General features: G+C 35.7%; 13 protein-coding genes and 1 other annotated feature. Of the genes, 7 read left to right on the top strand and 6 right to left on the bottom strand.

Translation table 11 applies throughout. The features are described 5' to 3' along the window. Positions 1 to 37: 37 nt before the first annotated feature. From M1D64_RS13065 to M1D64_RS13040, 6 genes are all read right to left on the bottom strand, one after another. Positions 38 to 1,915 (bottom strand): assimilatory sulfite reductase (NADPH) flavoprotein subunit, encoded by a 1,878-nt coding sequence (locus M1D64_RS13065; RefSeq protein WP_115347598.1) that lies wholly within the window; start codon positions 1,913 to 1,915, stop codon positions 38 to 40. Positions 1,916 to 2,247: 332 nt separating this feature from the next. Then, complete coding sequence (locus M1D64_RS13060) at positions 2,248 to 2,988, bottom strand: cyclase family protein (RefSeq protein WP_115347597.1); 741 nt, start codon at positions 2,986 to 2,988, stop codon at positions 2,248 to 2,250. A 24-nt stretch (positions 2,989 to 3,012) separates the two neighbouring features. Continuing rightward, positions 3,013 to 5,259 (bottom strand): 5-methyltetrahydropteroyltriglutamate--homocysteine S-methyltransferase, encoded by a 2,247-nt coding sequence (gene metE, locus M1D64_RS13055; RefSeq protein ID WP_115347596.1) that lies wholly within the window; start codon positions 5,257 to 5,259, stop codon positions 3,013 to 3,015. Further along, a complete protein-coding gene (locus M1D64_RS13050; RefSeq protein WP_002484349.1) occupies positions 5,253 to 7,094 on the bottom strand; it encodes a bifunctional homocysteine S-methyltransferase/methylenetetrahydrofolate reductase in 1,842 nt (613 codons plus the stop codon). Before M1D64_RS13050 ends, metE begins: the two co-directional genes overlap by 7 nt. Next, positions 7,048 to 8,223, bottom strand: a complete 1,176-nt coding sequence (metC, locus tag M1D64_RS13045) for a cystathionine beta-lyase MetC (protein ID WP_129334931.1) — start codon at positions 8,221 to 8,223, stop codon at positions 7,048 to 7,050. Before metC ends, M1D64_RS13050 begins: the two co-directional genes overlap by 47 nt. Beyond that, positions 8,220 to 9,323, bottom strand: a complete 1,104-nt coding sequence (locus M1D64_RS13040; protein WP_002484347.1) for a PLP-dependent transferase — start codon at positions 9,321 to 9,323, stop codon at positions 8,220 to 8,222. The genes metC and M1D64_RS13040 overlap by 4 nt, the downstream gene beginning before the upstream one ends. A gap of 62 nt (positions 9,324 to 9,385) precedes the next feature. Further along, positions 9,386 to 9,755, bottom strand: a binding site (T-box leader). 182 nt (positions 9,756 to 9,937) lie between these two features. Between M1D64_RS13040 and M1D64_RS13035 the strand changes: the two genes are divergently transcribed. From M1D64_RS13035 to cobA, 7 genes are all read left to right on the top strand, one after another. Continuing rightward, a complete protein-coding gene (locus M1D64_RS13035; protein ID WP_115353145.1) occupies positions 9,938 to 10,786 on the top strand; it encodes a ParB/RepB/Spo0J family partition protein in 849 nt (282 codons plus the stop codon). A gap of 21 nt (positions 10,787 to 10,807) precedes the next feature. After that, the gene (locus tag M1D64_RS13030) at positions 10,808 to 11,563 is read left to right on the top strand and encodes an HAD hydrolase family protein (protein ID WP_115353144.1); all 756 of its coding nucleotides are present in this window, start codon (positions 10,808 to 10,810) and stop codon (positions 11,561 to 11,563) included. A gap of 279 nt (positions 11,564 to 11,842) precedes the next feature. Beyond that, positions 11,843 to 12,988: a globin domain-containing protein gene (locus M1D64_RS13025; RefSeq protein ID WP_480977518.1), complete on the top strand. Its 1,146-nt coding sequence runs from the start codon at positions 11,843 to 11,845 to the stop codon at positions 12,986 to 12,988. A gap of 439 nt (positions 12,989 to 13,427) precedes the next feature. After that, the gene (locus M1D64_RS13020) at positions 13,428 to 14,156 is read left to right on the top strand and encodes a phosphoadenylyl-sulfate reductase (RefSeq protein ID WP_002484343.1); all 729 of its coding nucleotides are present in this window, start codon (positions 13,428 to 13,430) and stop codon (positions 14,154 to 14,156) included. Between the two features lie 178 nt (positions 14,157 to 14,334). Further along, a complete protein-coding gene (locus M1D64_RS13015; RefSeq protein WP_409328243.1) occupies positions 14,335 to 16,164 on the top strand; it encodes an assimilatory sulfite reductase (NADPH) flavoprotein subunit in 1,830 nt (609 codons plus the stop codon). Positions 16,165 to 16,179: 15 nt separating this feature from the next. Further along, on the top strand, positions 16,180 to 17,889 hold the full coding sequence (locus M1D64_RS13010; protein ID WP_002484341.1) for an NADPH-dependent assimilatory sulfite reductase hemoprotein subunit: 1,710 nt from the start codon (positions 16,180 to 16,182) through the stop codon (positions 17,887 to 17,889). Between the two features lie 22 nt (positions 17,890 to 17,911). Further along, positions 17,912 to 18,685, top strand: coding sequence for a uroporphyrinogen-III C-methyltransferase (gene cobA, locus M1D64_RS13005; protein WP_002484340.1), 774 nt, complete (start codon positions 17,912 to 17,914; stop codon positions 18,683 to 18,685). Positions 18,686 to 18,697: the final 12 nt, after the last annotated feature.

The following is an 18,697-nucleotide window of genomic DNA, read 5'->3' as shown; positions in this document are numbered from 1 at the left end:
CTTTTTTATCATTTTTTGAAGTCTATTTGTGACGTACTTAATATACATCACGTTGGTAACGTTGATTTTTAATCATTTCTGTCAAATAGGCTTCGGCTTCAGTTTCATCCATGTTACCTTCTTTGATGAGTACTTTAATTAATGATTCGTGTACACCGCTTGCCATCTCATCTTTATTACCGCACAGGTAAATTGTGGCACCTGCCTGAATCCATTTATAGAATTCAGCACTATTTTCTTCGATGCGGTGTTGGACGTAAATTTTATTTTCAGTTTCTCTTGAGAAGGCTAAGTCTAATTTGCTTAATACACCTTCTTCGAGCCATTGTTCCAAATCATCTTTATAAAGGAAATCATGATGATAATTTTGATTGCCAAAAATCAACCATTGCTCACCTTTAAGATTGAGATAGGCTCTTTCTTGAAGATAAGCACGATAAGGCGCAATGCCTGTACCTGCACCAATCATGATGACAGGTGTTTCTGTGTCATATGGAAATTTGAAATTTGGATTCTTTTTCAAGTATACAGGTAGCTTATCCCCAACAGACGTACGATCTGCTAATTGGACAGAACAAACACCAAAGCGTTCACGACGATGTGCTTCGTATTTCACAACACGTACAGTAATGTGTACACTATTAGGATTTATCTTGTTACTACTTGCAATTGAATATTCTCGTGGCGGTAATTTTCTTAACAGTTGTGGTAGCATGTTGGGTTCAAGCGCAACAGGCGTAAAATCTCTAATTAAATCAATGACATCTTTACCGTAAATATAGTTTTGGACCCATTCCGATTTTTGAATATTAGCATTTAACATGGGATTACCTAATAATTCTGCAGCATTTTTCATCAGAACAGGCGTTAATTTTGCAATTTCAAAATCATGTGTTAAAGCCTCTTTAAGCGAACGCATTGAATCACTGTCGTTCATTTGAATAGGTGTTTCAGCATCCCAATTAAGTGCATCGATGAGTTGGTTCACGAGTACAGGATCGTTTTGTGGGATAACGACTAAGCTATCACCGGGTTCATAGGCCTCACGATAACCTTCAAGTGATATTTCAAGGTGTCTTACTTCTCGAGAAGCTTCTGGTTGTGTAAGAATGGTATTTTTCAGTACTTCTGCTTGAAAAGGATTAGATTTTGAATAAGGTGCTTGAGGTTCTTCTATTGTGACGTCCTCATTTTCAACGCTAGGCGTCTCTTCATTTGTATTGGATGAGGCTTGTGTTAATAGCTCAAGCATGTTGGTAATCCATTGTTCAGCTGTCTCTTCATAATCAAAGTCGCAATCCACTCTATCTGCCACTCTATTCGCACCGAGTTGACCTAAGATATGATCAAAGTCTTTACCAGCTTGGCAAAAATCAGGAAAATCTTGGTCACCAAGTGCTAGTACCGCAAAGTTGACTTGATCTAATTGTGGCGCATCATCACCGTGAAGGTAATCATATAAATCTAACGCATTGATAGGTGGTTCGCCAACGCCTTGTGTTGAACAAATAATAAAAAGGTGTTCAACCTCAGGTAATGAATCTCTCGGAAAATCATCCATATCCCAGAGATGGACATTTAAGTTCTGGGATTTGAGTTTTGTTTCAAATGTTTCAGCAATTTCTTCAGCATTACCAGTTTCAGTACCATATAGTACATGCACGTCTAGTGGTTCTGTTGAAGCTGATACAGGTTCTGACACGGACTGGTCAGTAGAAGTGCTAGTTTCAGTTTCGGTAATACCAGCCTCATTTTCTTGTATGTCCGTTTTGTTATCTGACACTGAAGTTGTTGCTGGATTGAGTAGATAACCACTTAACCAATGTTGTTGTTCAGGTGTTAACATAGGTAGTAGTTGATTGATAAGTGCCAATTGTTCCTCATTAAAAGGGGTGTTGGTTTGGTTCAGTTGCACGGATGTCACCTCTATTGATTATATTTATATAGAAAATAGGTGCATTTGCCCTATGATAAACTATATTGAATTTTATTGAATTATAACATTGATTGAATCATTTTAAATGATAGGAATTATCATTTATTTGAAAATCAAACTAATGACCTATACAGCTCATATATCCAGTAAACTTAAATATGCCCACATCATATCGATAATGATGCGGGCATGTTATATATTTTAAAGGAGAATCGTAAATTAAGAAGTGCTCAAGTTCTTAATTTTTAATATAATGGCTAGGTTTTAATAGTAATAAACGAAATACGATGTTGTCATATGCGAATATTTGTTTAAGGTTTTATAGCAAATGCGCGTACAGGGAAACCTGGCGCATCTTTAGGCTTAGGACTGATTGTGTAAATAATTGCCCCTCGACTTGGGAGTTGATCAAGATTTGTCAGTAGTTCTGCTTGGAAAGTATCTTGACCTAATACATAACGCTCACCAATAATGTCACCGTTTTTTGCGACATCGATAGAGGCATCGGTATCAAATGTTTCATGACCGATGGCTTTCACATGGCGCTCTTCAAATAGATACTTTAATGCGTCTAGTCCCCATCCAGGTAAATGGAGCGCACCAGCATCATCTTTATTCTCGAAAGCTTCAATGTTGGGCCAACGTTTAGACCAATCACTTCTAAATGCAACAAAGGTGCCTTGCTCAATAGGGCCGTTATCAGCTTCCCATTGTTCAATGTGTCGACGTGTTAAGATGAAATCCGAATTTGCTTTAACGCTTTGTGAAAAATCTAAAACAACGAGTGGTAGGGCAAGTTCTTTTAAATTTAATTCATGTAAATAGCGCGTATGTTCCACAAAATGAATCGGTGCATCAATATGGGTACCATACTGACTCACAACATTCCAATTTTGAACATAGAATCCGTCGTCTGCGACATTGAATAGTGTCGACACTTGGGGCCGTTCAAATTCGCTAAAACACGGTATGGTTTCATCAAAAGTGTGGGTCAAATCGACCCACGTTGCTGATTTTAATTCTTCTAATTGCTTCCATAAAGGATAACGCATACGCATCACCTATTTAAGTTAATTTTAAACAGTTGCTGGATTTGTTGATTTACGTAATTTATCGACAGAATTAACTAACACACTTAAGGCTTCTTTAACTTCATCTTCTTTACGCGTCTTCAAACCGCAATCTGGATTTACCCAGAATAATGAACGATCTATTTCTTGTAATGCTCTGTTAATTGCAGCTGTAATTTCTGATTCAGTTGGAATTCTTGGACTGTGAATATCGTATACACCTAAACCAATACCTAAATCATAAGTAATATCTTCAAAATCTTGAATCAAATCACCATGGCTACGAGAAGTTTCAATAGAAATAACATCCGCATCTAAATCATAGATTGCATGAATAATTTGACCGAATTGAGAATAGCACATATGCGTGTGAATTTGTGTTTCATCAGCGACTGAAGATGTTGAGAGTTTGAATGAACGAACGGCTTTATCTAGATAGTCTGCATGGTATTCTGAACGAAGTGGTAAGCCTTCTCTTAATGCTGGCTCATCAACTTGTATGATTTGAATACCTTGACTTTCAAGCGCTAATACTTCTTCATTAATTGCTAATGCAATTTGGTCTTGAACCTCTTCACGTGGTAAGTCAACACGTTCAAATGACCAGTTTAAAATAGTGACAGGACCAGTAAGCATACCTTTAACTGGTTTATCAGTTAAACTTTGTGCGTATAATGTTTCTTTGACAGTAAGTGGCTCTGTCCATTTAACATCACCATAAATAACAGGTGGTTTAACCGCACGTGAACCGTATGATTGTACCCAGCCATATTTTGTAACTAGGAAACCTTGAAGTTTTTCACCAAAGAACTCTACCATGTCGTTACGTTCAAATTCACCATGTACCAGAACATCTAAACCGATATCTTCTTGAATTTTTATCCAACGTGCAATTTCATTTTTTAGAAATGTTTTATATGCTTCATCAGTGATACGGTTATTTTTCCAATCAGCACGGTATTTACGTACTTCTTGAGATTGTGGGAATGAACCGATCGTAGTTGTTGGTAAATCAGGTAAATTTAGGCGTGCGTCTTGTGCTTTTTTACGTTCTTTAAATGCTGATTGTCTAGAAGTTCTGACGCTATCAAAGTCGTATTCAAGATTTTTAAATGATTGGTTTTGAAAGCGTTCATAGCGGGCTTTCAATTCATTGTATTTTTGATCATCGTCGTTGTTGAATAAACGTTTTAACGCATCGAGTTCATCTAGTTTTTCAGTAGCAAAACTTAATCCTTCTGCAATAGAAGTATCAAGTGTTTCATCATCAAGTGATACTGGAACGTGTAATAATGAAGATGAAGGTTGAATGACAAGGTCATCTGTATAATTTTGTAATGTTTCGATAAGCTCTTTTTTAGCTTCTATATCAGCAGCCCATACATTACGACCATCAATAATACCTGCATAGAGTGTCTTCGTACGATCAAATTGGCCGTCTTCAATTTGTTTAAGATTAAAGCCGTGGTCGTGTACGAAATCTAGACCGATACCTCTGATTGGTAGGCTGTTTAAGAATGATAAGTTTACGCGTTCAAAGTAAGTTTGAACGACTAGGTAATCACCTAAGTTTGCTTCAGAAAAATAATTATATGCCGTTTTTGTGATGTCTTCGTAATCTGCGCTATCGTCCGTAACAAGTGCAGGTTCATCAATTTGAATATACTCTGCGCCTGCATCAACAAGTGATTGTAAGACTTCTTTATATAATGGCAATAATGTTTGTACTTTTTCTTCAAATGATTGGTCGCCACCTTTAGATAACTTAACAAACGTAATTGGACCAACGATCACAGGGTGTGCGTTGACGTTTAATGATTTTGCATAGTTAAAGCGTTCTAATAATACATTTTTATTTAATTTTGGTTCAGCATTGTCCCATTCAGGTACAATATAATGATAATTTGTGTTGAACCATTTAATTAAGGCACTTGCAACATGTTCTTTGTTACCTCTGGCAATATCAAATAGTAAGTCATCATCGATATCTCTACCTTGGAAACGTTCAGGAATGATATTGAAAAGTAATGATGTATCAAGAATATGGTCATATAAAGAAAAATCGCCAACCGGAATACTAGATAAATTATAATTTTTTTGTAGTAATAAATTCTCTTTGTGCAAATCTGTTAATTGTTGATGTAATGTTTCTAAATCATATTTATTTGCCCAGTAGCCCTCGATGGCTTTTTTCCATTCTCTCTTTCTACCTAATCTCGGAAAACCTAAGTTTGATGTTTGAATTGTCATAATATTGCCTCCTGTTTAGTTGAAGTAATTGATTTTGAATAATTTGCAAGTTCCAGTGTATAATCGACCTTTTGGAATGGTGTAATTAAATACAAGCCATTAAAATATTCATGCACTGTGTCGATCAATGCTTTTGATAATTCAATGCTCAATGATTTTGTTTTTGCTCTATCATCTTTAACAGCTTCAAATTGTTCGAGAATGGCTTCTGACAATTTAATGCCTGGTACTTCATTGTGTAAAAATAATGCGTTGTTATAACTAGTGACAGGCATAATGCCAATAAACAATGGCACATCTAAATGTTTGGTTGCTTCATAGACTTCTTTAATTTTCTCTTTGCTATAGACCGGTTGGGTTATAAAGTAGTGGGTACCACTTTCTAATTTTTTCTCTAACCGTCGTACAGCCCCGTCTAATTTTCTTACATTTGGATCAAATGCCCCTGCGATGTTGAAGTTCGTCTGCGTCTTCAGCGCATCACCGTCCGTGTTAATACCTTGGTTGAAGCGTAAAGCAATTTCAGTTAACCCTTTAGAATTCACATCGTATACATTGGTTGCGCCTGGAAGGTGCCCAATCTTTGAAGGGTCACCTGTAATGGTCAAAATTTCATTAATACCTAAGAGTGATAGGCCAAGTAAATGTGATTGTAAGCCAATCAAATTGCGATCACGACAAGTGATATGGACTAAAGGTTCGATGTCATATTGTTGTTTAATGATACTCGCTGCGGCAACATTACTGATTCTTACTGTGGCTAACGAATTATCAGCTAAGGTTACGGCATCAATCTTGGCATCGTCGAGTTTTTTGATATTTCTGAAAAATAAGTCTGTGTCAAGATGTTTCGGTGTATCTAGTTCAACGATAATTGTAGGTCTGTGTTTAACCTTTGATGTTAGATTTTGTTTTTGTGTTGGTTTCTCCGAATGACCCGTATATTTAGCGATAGGAATGACATTTTTTTGGTTTACCGGTTTTAAATCTGAGACCGATGATTTGATGTATTGAATATGCTCAGGTGTCGTGCCACAACAGCCGCCAATTAAACGAACGCCTTCATTGATGAGTTGCTCAGCTACTTTTCCAAAATAAGCTGCATTATCACTATATTTAAATTGACTATTTTCAATATCTAATAAGCTTGCGTTTGGATAACATGATAGATAAGCACCATCGGGCAGTTCAATATGTGAAAACGATTGTTGCATATGGTGGGGACCGTGATGACAATTCAGTCCAACAATATCAGCACCGCTCTTAACAACTTGTTGCAAGGCTGTATTGATTTCAGTACCATTTCTTAAATAGTTTGTATTTAAAGCCGTGAGTTGAGCAATAATCGGAATATCATATTTACGTTTAGTAGCTTTGATAATGGTTGTAAGCTCTTCTAAATCGTAATATGTTTCAAATAGAATGCCATCAACACCTGCATCGATTAATGTCTCAATTTGTATTTCTGTATGATATTGAATCGATGATAATTCTAAATCTTCTTGTTTGATACCCCTGAATCCACCTACTGTGCCTAAAATAAAGGTGTCGTCGTTTGCAGCTTGTTTAGCAATTTCTACTGCTGCGTAGTGAATGTCTTTAACTTTATGCTCAAGACCAAAAGGTTTTAACTTTTCAAAATTAGCACCATACGTATTGGTTTGAATAATATCGGCACCAGCGTCTATATAAGAACGATGAATGCGCGCCACTTTATCTGGATGTGTAATATTATAGGCTTCTGGGCATGTATCTAGACCTTCTGAATATAGAATGGTTCCAATCGCACCATCAGCTACTAATATATTGTGCTTTAGTTTGTCGAGTAGTTGACTCATTGAAGGCCTCCTTAAATGCATAATTTAGATCAGAGATTAATTCATCTGCAGTTTCTAATCCAACGCTTAATCTAAATAATCCAAAAGTGATATTTCTGGCTTCTCTTACTTCTTTAGGTACAGCTGCATGTGACATCGTAGCAGGGTGTGAAAGTATTGTTTCAACACCACCTAGGCTGACGGAAACTAAAGGTAAGGAAAGGGCATCTACAAAATCTTGCGCCTTTGTCTCATCTTTTAAGCGGAAACCTAATACAGCACCGCCATGACTTGCTTGAGATAAATGTAAATCGCTATTTCCTGGGTAATAGACTTCTGCAATTTCATCACGTTGTGCTAGATACTCATAAAGTTTTTTAGTGTTTTCAACTGATTGATTAAAACGTACAGGTAATGTTTTTAAGTGTTTAGCCAGTGTCCAACTATCTTGAGCAGATAGGGCAGTACCTGTACCGTTTTGTAATAAATATAATGCATCGGCAATCGTTTGATCGTTTGTTATTGCTACGCCTGCAATAATATCAGTATGTCCACTTAAGAATTTGGTAGCACTATGCACGACAATATCAGCGCCGAGAGCTAAGGGTGATTGTCCTAGTGGTGTCATAAACGTATTGTCTACGGCGAGTTTGAGATGATGTTTTTTAGCAATATCGGCTGCGCCTCTAATGTCTGTAATTTTAAACAATGGATTAGAAGGTGTTTCAATATATATCAGTTTAGTATTATCTTGAATAGCCTCTTCAATTTCATTTAAATGCGTCGTATCAATAGTTGAAAATTGTATATTAAAACGAGTTAGAATTTGTTCTGTTAATCTAAACGTACCTCCATAAACATCATCAGGTAAGATGACATGATCACCTGCATTTAAAGTTAATAACACAGCTGAAATGGCTGCGATACCTGATGCGTATGCAAAGGCATGACTTCCGCCTTCCAATTTAGCTAATTTTTCTTCTAATAAGGCACGGTTTGGATTACCACTTCTGGCATAATCATATTGTGCACCGCCGCCAAGCGTTTTTTGATGGAAAGTTGAAGAATCATATAAAGGAGGATTTGCAGAATCGTAATCTACACCTCTATGTGAATCGAATATTACTTCAGTTTCTTTTGATAAACTCATGAAATCACTCCTTGTTTAGATTTTTCTAATGCTTGAATAATGTCTTGTTCGATATCTTCATAGTCTTCGATACCGATGGATAACCTAATCAAATATTCATCGATGCCCCGTTTGTCTTTCTCTGCGTCTGGCATATCTACATGTGTTTGTGTATATGGAAATGTGATAAATGTTTCTGTACCGCCAAGACTTTCTGCAAAAATACAGACGTTTAAATGTTCTAAGAATTTATCCACTTTATAATCTTTATTTAAACGTAAACTCAACATACCTGTACGTCCGCTATAAAGCACTTTATCGATGGCCTCTAAGTCACTACATCGTTCTGAGAGTAATTTCGCATTATATTCTGAACGATCCATTCTCAAATGGAGTGTCTTTAAACCACGTTGGAGTAGGTAGCTATCGAATGGTGACAAAGTAGCACCAATCATGTTGTGTAACTGTCCTAATTGTTCTGCAAGTTGATTATCTTTAACGGTTACCACACCAGCAAGTACGTCGTTATGTCCGCCAATATATTTTGTAGCTGAATGTAAGACGATATCTGCACCATCTTCTAATGGCGTAGAAAGGTATGGTGTTAAAAATGTATTATCTATAATAGTCAATAAATTAAATTTTTTGCTTAAGATATAGAACGGGTCTACATCTACTTCAATCATTTGTGGGTTTGAGATTGGTTCAATGAACAATGCTTTAGTATGTTCTGTAATACTTTGTTCCACTTCTTCATAATTGAGGAAGTCAACATATTTGAAATGGATACCATACTGTTGTTCATAAAAATCGAAAAGTCTAAAGGTACCACCATATAAATCGAAAGATACCAATATTTCGTCACCAGATTTGAACAGATTACATATTAATTGAATAGCAGACATGCCACTTGATGTTGCAAATGAAGCTGTGCCGTGTTCCAATTTGGCAAATGCCTCCTCAAATGCTGAGCGTGTTGGGTTCTTAGTTCGTGTGTAATCATATCCTGTTGACTCACCGAGATGTGGGTGTTGATATGCTGTTGATAAGTAAATTGGATTGGCTATGGCGCCTGTATGATCATGTGACAATGCGATTTGTGCTAGTTCAGTATTTTTCATAATTGTTAACCTCCTTGTAAAAATAAAAAAAGCTCCCGTCCTTTAAACCCGAAAATTCGGATGTAAAGGACGAAAGCTTAGCTCGCGGTACCACCTTTGTTTGTTACATTATCACTAAAGTAACCTTATCCAGTACGCTAAATTGTTGTATATGTAACGTTGACTGAATCGTGCTATCATTTTTCGTAAATAAAAAACCCATTCTATAAATAAAATGAGTATTAACGAGAAGATAACGTGTGGAATAATCCAGTACGCCATTTAACAAAATGTTAATACTGTAGCGCTATAACGGGCGCGCCCGTTGATACCTCATATTGGCATCAACACTCAAAGGCCATTTTCAAACTTTCTTTCTGTATCTTCTTTCAGCGTTACGAAGACTCTCTGTGTCAGCAGTGTAAGTTCTACTTTCCTTGTTACTGTGTTTCTGTTATTTCGAATTTGATATACCCAAGATTACACATTAAAATTACTTTTGTCAACAACTTATCTGAAAATTTCGATTAAACTAATTATTTGTCCTATATTCTTTGGTAGATGAGTGATGATATAATAGGCACATCTAATAATAAATCAAATTAAACGAGCTAGAGAAAATAGAAAGTAGGTGTTTGACAATCGAAAATCATCAAGATGAGCGATTAACCATAGAAGATAACGAAAATATTCAAAAAATATCTACGACTACCGTGAAGGCAAATCCATATCAACCACGTAAAACATTTGATGAGGAACGATTAAATGATCTTGCTAAATCAATTAAACTTCACGGCATATTACAACCCATCGTTTTGAGAAAAACGATTTCTGGCTATCATATCGTTGTCGGCGAAAGGCGATTTCGTGCTGCAACAATTGCGGGATTGACTGAAATACCTGCGATTGTTAAATCACTTACGGATGAAGATATGATGGAACTTGCAATCATTGAAAATTTACAGCGTGAGGATTTAAATGCAATTGAAGAAGCGGAAAGTTATCGTAAATTGATGGATGACTTAAATTTAACGCAGCAAGATGTTGCGCAACGTCTAAGTAAATCTAGACCTTACATTGCGAATATGTTGCGTTTATTAAACTTGCCACAGACTGTTTCAAATATGGTGAGAGATGGTGCGTTATCAAGTGCTCATGGCCGCACATTATTAAGTGTTAAGGACAAACAAAAAATGCAACAAATTGCCAAACAAGCTTCCCGTGAGGCATGGAGTGTAAGAGAATTAGAACATTATGTCACTACACATTATAGTGATAATAAAGATAAAGTAGAGGCTACACAAAAGGCAACAAAACCAAAGTTTATTAGACAACAAGAACGTCAACTTAAAGCGCAATATGGTGCAAATGTAGCTATTTCCACTAAAAATAAAAAAGGCCAAATTACGTTTGAATTTAAATCAGAGGATGAATTTAAACGATTAATTCATCAGTTAAATGCTAAATATCAGCATGACGAATAAAAATTTAAAAGAGGTATGACTATGATATTTGTTTTTGATATAGATGGCACAATTTGTTTTAATGGCAAATTTATAGAATCACGGTTAAATCAAGTGATACAGCAATTGAATCGGCAACACGATATCATATTTGCGTCAGCACGACCTATACGTGATTTGTTACCAGTTGTTAGAGATTACAGTAATCATTGGCTCATTGGTGGAAATGGCTCTATAATTTCAAAAGATGGAGAAATTCAAACCATGGCTTATATCCCGAATGATTTATTTGAAAAGATTGTGAAGTTAATCAGCGATTATGATTTAAAATATATTATCGATGGAGATTTTGACTATGCTGCTAACGTAAGTGAAAGCCATCCAATTTATAGACAATTAAATCCAGATGGTTTAGCAAAGAATGTGAAGGTTGCTCATATTCAACATCCAATTAAGGTGATTCTATTCGCGACTGAAGGAAAAACATTTAAAGCACTTAAACAATGGTTTCAAAGTTACGAGAATGTGTTATCAATCCATATACACGAAGTGGATCATAGCATAGATATTACAGCCAAAAACATTAATAAGTACTCGACCTTGAAGCACATGATTGGTGCACAAAACTATATTGCTTTTGGAAATGAGGTGAACGATACGCAATTATTAAACCATGCCCAACAATCTTTTTATGTGACTAGTACATCAGGCTACTCTGAGGCTTATGATGTGTATATTCAAAATAATGCTGAATCCGTAGCAACAGTCATAGAAGATTTATACTTAAGTGAAAAATAAGAATAAAACCACGCTAAAAAGTAGTGAAGCAGAGACTTTTTAGCGTGGTTTTAGTTGACTAATCATAGTGGATTAAAGTTTTAGATCATACAATATACGATTTCAATTTATAAAATGTGAGCAAATCAATACATACCAAAGAATTTGAATTTATATTTTTTTAATTAGTTAACATTTTGTGAACTATGCATTTAGAAAATGTTTGGATTAATTGTTAATGATTGTAAGTTATATTATTTCGTACAATAATAGTGGTGAGAAGTAATTAGGAGGTATAATATGTTAACAGAAAGAGAAATTCAAACAATTAGAGATACAGTGCCATTACTTAAAGAAAAAGGACAAACTATTACGGAAATTTTCTATAAAAGGTTATTTGAAGTGCATCCAGAATTAAAAAATGTATTTAACCAAACAAATCAAAAAAAGGGACTGCAATCATCAGCACTTGCTATGGCAGTACTGGCAGCAGCGGAAAACATTGAAGATTTAACACCTATCGTACCAGCAATAATGCCTGTAGTTTATAAACATTGTGCTTTACAAGTGCAACCGGAACATTATGATATTGTTGGAGAAAATTTAATTTGGGCAATCCAAGAAGTGACAGGTTTAGAAAATAATGATCCTATTATTCAAACATGGATAAAAGCTTATGGAGCTATCGCTGATGCCTTTATTGGCTTAGCAAAAGATATTTATAAACAAATGGCATGGGAAGGTTTTAAACCATTTGAAGTTACAAATATCACTGAGGAGACAGAACTTATTAAATCATTTACTGTCACATCAAATCGCATTGATTTAAGTCAATTTATACCAGGACAATATATAACTGTAGATATTTCTAGTGAAAAATTACCTTATCGCGCAAAAAGACACTATTCCATTGTTGATGGAGATGAAAGTTACTTAACATTTGGTGTAAGAAGAGATGTTACTGAAGCGCACGAAGGTGAAGTTTCTACTGTGTTACACGATGAAGTAACTGAAGGTGACATTTTAAATATATCTGCACCAGTAGGTGGATTTAAATTAGAAAATACAGAAAACAAACAATTATTTTTGGGTTCAGGTGTAGGGGTTACACCGCTTGTCTCAATGTTTAATGAAGCCGTTAACATAGGTACACCAGCTATTTTCTTACAATCAACATCTAACGCACAAAATGTTGCTTTTGAAGCAAAATTAACTACAATTGCAAATCAATCAGACCATGCCCAGTTTGATATTCATTTTCGTGATGAAGATGGTTTTATCGAATCAGAACAACTGCGTCAATATGTGGACAATGAGACGGAGATCTATGTGTGTGGCGGTAACTCATTCTTAAAAGCAATGATTGCTGAATTACAAACATTAGGTATTTCTATGAATCATGTTCATTTTGAAACATTTATACCAAGACTCAGTTTTTCAGTATAATATAAAAGGATTAAAGATTTAAGGTATTAGAGATTTAATCATTTTTGCAGCGCAGGTATATAACATCAAATATTTAATTTGATGTTATATACCTGCGCTTTTTGTTTCTAGATTAGAATTATTATTAAAATTTAAAAAATTTTTAAAAAAATTTAAAACATGATAACCATAGGCTTTAGGGCGATTTGAAAGTAACTAGATTATTATGACTATTTTGTGAAAATAATTATTATAAAACGTTTTAACTTCGCTTTTTAAAGCGGTTTCAAAGGTGTATTTTGTCAAAAAATTAATATATTTATTTTAATAAACACAAACTTGACATAAAAAATTTCAATGAGTAAAGTGTGTAGCATAATTATTTTCAAATAATTCAAAAAACGTAGTATAACTTGAATTTAAGTAAGCGTACATTAGAAGAAAAGGGGTGGACCCGTTAATGTCAGAAACAAAAATTACGTATGATGATTTCAATCCACACGCTTTTGAAACACTGGATATCACTGATGAAACTAAAGGTGCACGTGAAGTGATTAGATGGGCTTACGATGTATATGGTGATTCTATTATTTATTCATGTAGTTTCGGTGCAGAAGGCATGATTTTAATTGATTTAATTTCTAGTGTGAAGAAAGATGCGGAAATTGTATTTTTAGATACGAATCTCCACTTTCAAGAGACATACGATTTGATAGACCGTGTTAAAGCACGTTATCCGGAATTAAACATTAAGCTTAAACAACCGAGTCTTACTTTAGAAGAACAAGCGGATCAAGTTGCGCCAGCTTTATGGAAACAAGATCCAAATCAATGTTGTTATATTCGTAAAATTAAACCGCTTGAAGAAGTGTTATCTGGGGCGACAGCTTGGGTTTCAGGTTTAAGAAGAGAACAATCACCGAGTCGACAGGCAACTAATTTTATTAATAAAGATGAACGATTCAAATCAGTAAAAGTGTGTCCTCTGATTCATTGGACTTGGGATGATGTGTGGGATTATATTAAAGCGCATGATTTACATTATAACGAACTACATGATTTCAATTTTCCAAGTATTGGTTGTATTCCATGTACTGAGGCCGTTTCTGGTAATGGTGATTCAAGAGCAGGTAGATGGACGAATTCTACTAAGACGGAATGTGGTCTACATACGACGAATAAACCATAAATTAAGTAGATTCTTTTTTTTACACTAATAACCTAGTATTCGTATCGGAAATATAATGAATGTTGTAGAAGATATAAAATTCGATTGCTATATCGTTGATATGGCAAGAAATAAAATTGATTAAACCTACTTAGACAATAATTATAATTTATCAAATAAATATCGGGGTGAATGCATTGTGAATTTATCAGTATCAAATAGTCCTTTTGACCAAGAACAAGCAGCACAGTTAAATCAAATTTTTCAGACGTTAACTGCTGAACAACAAATATGGTTAACCGGTTACCTTACAGCGCAACAAGGGTCTGTAACACAAACAGCAGAGGCGCCACAACAGGTGGCAGAATATGTTTTAAATAATGAATCCGAAAGCCAAACAAACAACGATCGTCACATTACCGTGGTTTATGGTTCGGAAACAGGCAATGCACAAAGTTTAGCTGAAATATTTGCAGATCGACTGGTTGAACATAATTACACTGTAAAGTTAACGGCGATGGATGAAATTAAACAAAAGGAATTTAAAAAAGTAGAGGATTTATTTGTCATTACTGCCACGCATGGTGAAGGTGATCCACCGGACAACGCACTTACATTTCATGAATTTATACATAGTCGTAAGGCACCAAAATTAGAAAATGTAAGGTTCTCCGTGCTTGCATTAGGAGACGAGTCATACGAGTATTTCTGCCAAACAGGTAAAGACTTCGATGCAAAATTATTAGAATTAGGTGCTGAACGCCTTGCGGATAGACAAGATTGTGATTTAGATTTTGATGATTTAGCTGAAAAGTGGATGAATAAGAATATTGAAATTCTAAATCAATCTACAGGTCATGGTTCAACGGTGACTTCTACCGAAACAGTACAATCTGCCAAAGAAAAACGTTACTCAAAATCGAATCCCTACCAAGCCGAAGTATTAGAGAATATCAATTTGAATGGTCGAGGTTCTAACAAAGAAGTTAGACATGTTGAATTGCTATTAGATAATTACGGTGAATCATTTGAACCTGGAGACTGCGTGGTAGTCTTACCTCAAAATGAACCAGAAATTGTGACACTACTGATTGAGACACTGGGTTGGGATAAAGATATTGAAATTCCAATCAATGATGATGGCGATACATTGCCATTGGAAAAAGCGTTAACTGAACACTTTGAGATTACTAAGCTGACGAAACCATTACTTCAAAAAGCAGCGGAGTTATTTGGCAATACGGAGTTACTTAGTCAAATAGACAATGCAGAATGGATACAACAATATGTTGATGGTCGCGATGTCATAGATTTATTAACAGAATTTCCAACTTCAGAACTGAAGCCAGAAACATTTTATAAATTACTAAGGAAATTGCCAGCAAGAGAATATTCTATCGCTAGTAGTTATGAGGCCACACCAGATGAAGTGCATATAACCGTTGGCGCCGTTAGATATGAAGCGCACGAACGCACGCGTAAAGGTGTGTGCTCTGTCCAACTAGCAGAACGGATTCAACCTGGAGACACATTACCGATTTACCTTAAAAAAAATCCAAACTTTAAGTTTCCATTTGATGAAGAAACGCCAGTCATTATGATAGGGCCAGGCACAGGCGTAGCACCATTTAGGTCTTATATGCAAGAACGTGAAGAGCTTGGGTTATCTGGCAATACGTGGTTGTTTTTCGGAGAACAATATTTTACTACAGACTTTTTATATCAAACAGAATGGCAGGCATGGCTGAAAGATGAAACATTAGCTAAACTGGATCTCGCTTTTTCACGAGATACAGAAGAAAAAATTTATGTTCAGCATCGTATTGCCCAACAAAGTGAGCTATTTTATGAATGGCTACAAGATGGTGCAGCAATATATGTTTGTGGTGATGAAAAACACATGGCAAAAGATGTGCATGACACCATTCGTAGTGTTATAGAGCAAGAAGGTGACATGTCAGAAGCAGATGCAGAAGCTTATCTTACTCAAATGAAACAAGAAAAACGTTACCAAAGAGATGTTTACTAAGAAAGGAATGATTACATGGCTGAAACAAAAGTCAATTTTTCAGACAAACTGGATGAAATGGAACGTATCAAAGCACATAGTGATTATCTTCGAGGATCGATTGTTCAAGGTTTGGCAGATAGAGTAACAGGCGCTATCGCAGAAGAAGATACAAAACTTTTAAAATTCCATGGTAGTTACATGCAAGATGATAGAGATATACGTGATGAACGTAGAAGACAAAAGCTAGAACCTGCGTATAGCTTCATGATTAGAGTGCGTGCGCCAGGAGGTGCATCAACAGCAGAGCAATGGATAGCGATGGATGATATTGCTAATACATATGCGAACGGCACAATCAAACTAACTACAAGACAGGCATTTCAATTTCACGGTATTTTAAAACGCAATTTAAAACAAACGATGAAAGATATTAACCAGTCCTTATTAGATACACTTGCGGCTTGTGGTGATGTGAATCGTAACGTTATGTGTAACCCTAATCCATATCAATCCGATGTGCACAGTGAAATCAATCAAATTGCTAGTGATATTAGTAGACATTTATCACCGAAAACGCAAGCCTATCATGAGATTTGGTTAGACGGAGAAAAAGTCTTAGATACCAGCGATGAAGAACCAGAGCCAATTTATGGCAAAACATATCTTCCGCGTAAATTTAAGATTGGTATCGCAGTACCCCCGTCCAATGATATAGATGTTTATTCTCAAGATATTGGATTAATCGCTATTTTAGAAAATGAACAACTTGTTGGCTTTAATGTCGCTGTAGGTGGCGGTATGGGTATGAAACATGGTAATACAGCAACCTATCCACAAGTTGGCAGATTGATTGGTTACATTCCTAAGGAAGAAGTCGTCGATGTATGTGAAAAGATTTTAACGGTTCAAAGAGATTATGGTAATCGTGAAGACCGTACGAATGCACGCTTTAAATATACAGTAGATAGACTTGGCGTTGATTGGATTAGAAATGAAATCAACAATCGCTTAGGTTGGCAATTAGAAAACAAGCGTCCTTATCATTTTGAACATAATGGTGATCGCTATGGGTGGACTGAAGGTAGTGGTAAATGGCACTATACACTCTTTGTTCAAAACGGACGTGTAAAAGATACGGAAGATTATAAATTAAAAACAGCATTAAGAACGATTGCAGAAGTTCACACAGGTGATTTTAGGTTAACACCGAATCAAAACCTTGTGATTGCGAATGTAGCTGCACATAAAAAGAATGAAATTGAAAAAATTATCACAGATTTTGGTATTACAGATGGTCAACATTATACAGGTTTAAGACGTAATTCTATGGCTTGTGTTGCTTTCCCAACATGCGGACTGGCGATGGCAGAGTCAGAGAGATATTTACCATCGTTGATTACGAAGATTGAAGATTTACTTGATGAAGCAGGTCTAAAAGAAGAAGAAATTACGATCAGAATGACAGGTTGTCCAAATGGCTGTGCAAGACCAGCGTTAGCAGAAGTTGCATTTATTGGAAAAGGCCCAGGTAAATACAATATGTATTTAGGCGGTGGCTTTATAGGTGATAGATTAAACAAAATCTACAAAGAAAATATCGGTGAAGCAGAAATTTTAGAAAGTTTAAGACCTATTTTATTACAGTATGCAAAAGAAAGAACAGAAGGCGAACATTTTGGTGATTTCGTTGTACGTGCTGGCATCGTTGAAGAAGTCAGAGATGGGCAAACATTCCATAGTTAAAAATTGAGAAAGTGGTGACAGGATGGGGAAAGTATTTTTAGTAGGCGCAGGGCCTGGAGACCCTGATCTAATTACAGTTAAAGGGTTAAAAGCAATTGAACAAGCAGATGTCATCTTGTATGACCGATTGGTGAACAAGGCGTTGTTAAATCATGCATCGCCTTCAGCGAAATTTATGTATTGTGGGAAAGATCCGAATCGTCATTCATTACCACAAGAAGATACGAATAAATTACTCGTCAATCTAGCAAAGAAAGGACAAACCATCACAAGATTAAAGGGTGGAGATCCATTTATCTTTGGTAGAGGTGGAGAAGAAGCAGAAATATTAGCCGAACATCATATACCATTCGAAATCGTTCCTGGCATCACTTCAGGTGTTGCAGCACCAGCATATGCAGGTATTCCAGTGACACATCGTGACTATAGTTCATCTGTTGCGTTTGTAACAGGTGTGATTAATAAAAACATAGATAAAGAAAGTTACTGGAAACATCTTGCACTTGGACCGGAAACGTTATGTATTTATATGGGTGTTAAAAAATTACCTGAAATTAGTGAATTATTGATGAAACATGGTCGTTCATCTGAGACACCTGTCGCTTTAATTCATCTGGGAACATCTGAATTTCAAAAAACTGTGGTAGGCACATTGTCAAACATCGTCGAAGTAGCAAAGGATATTGAAAATCCAGCGATGATTGTTGTCGGAGAAGTAGTCAAACTAAGAGAACGTATTAGTTGGTTTGAAGAAATGCCTGTTGAATCAGCAGTAGCGAAATTAACATATCAATAGAAAGTAAAATAG

This window comes from Staphylococcus sp. Z5-21 (assembly GCF_056529615.1).
Note: the sequence above shows the minus strand (reverse complement) of the source record. Positions and strands in the feature narration are given on the sequence as shown.

Excerpts from the sequence above, each read along its gene's own strand:
- M1D64_RS13060 (WP_115347597.1), bottom strand. The coding sequence starts at position 2,988 with ATGCGTTATCCTTTATGGAAGCAATTAGAAGAATTAAAATCAGCAACG.
- M1D64_RS13050 (WP_002484349.1), bottom strand. The coding sequence starts at position 7,094 with ATGAGTCAACTACTCGACAAACTAAAGCACAATATATTAGTAGCTGAT.
- metC (WP_129334931.1), bottom strand. The coding sequence starts at position 8,223 with ATGAGTTTATCAAAAGAAACTGAAGTAATATTCGATTCACATAGAGGT.
- M1D64_RS13040 (WP_002484347.1), bottom strand. The coding sequence starts at position 9,323 with ATGAAAAATACTGAACTAGCACAAATCGCATTGTCACATGATCATACA.
- M1D64_RS13030 (WP_115353144.1), top strand. The coding sequence starts at position 10,808 with ATGATATTTGTTTTTGATATAGATGGCACAATTTGTTTTAATGGCAAA.
- M1D64_RS13025 (WP_480977518.1), top strand. The coding sequence starts at position 11,843 with ATGTTAACAGAAAGAGAAATTCAAACAATTAGAGATACAGTGCCATTA.
- M1D64_RS13020 (WP_002484343.1), top strand. The coding sequence starts at position 13,428 with ATGTCAGAAACAAAAATTACGTATGATGATTTCAATCCACACGCTTTT.
- M1D64_RS13010 (WP_002484341.1), top strand. The coding sequence starts at position 16,180 with ATGGCTGAAACAAAAGTCAATTTTTCAGACAAACTGGATGAAATGGAA.
- cobA (WP_002484340.1), top strand. The coding sequence starts at position 17,912 with ATGGGGAAAGTATTTTTAGTAGGCGCAGGGCCTGGAGACCCTGATCTA.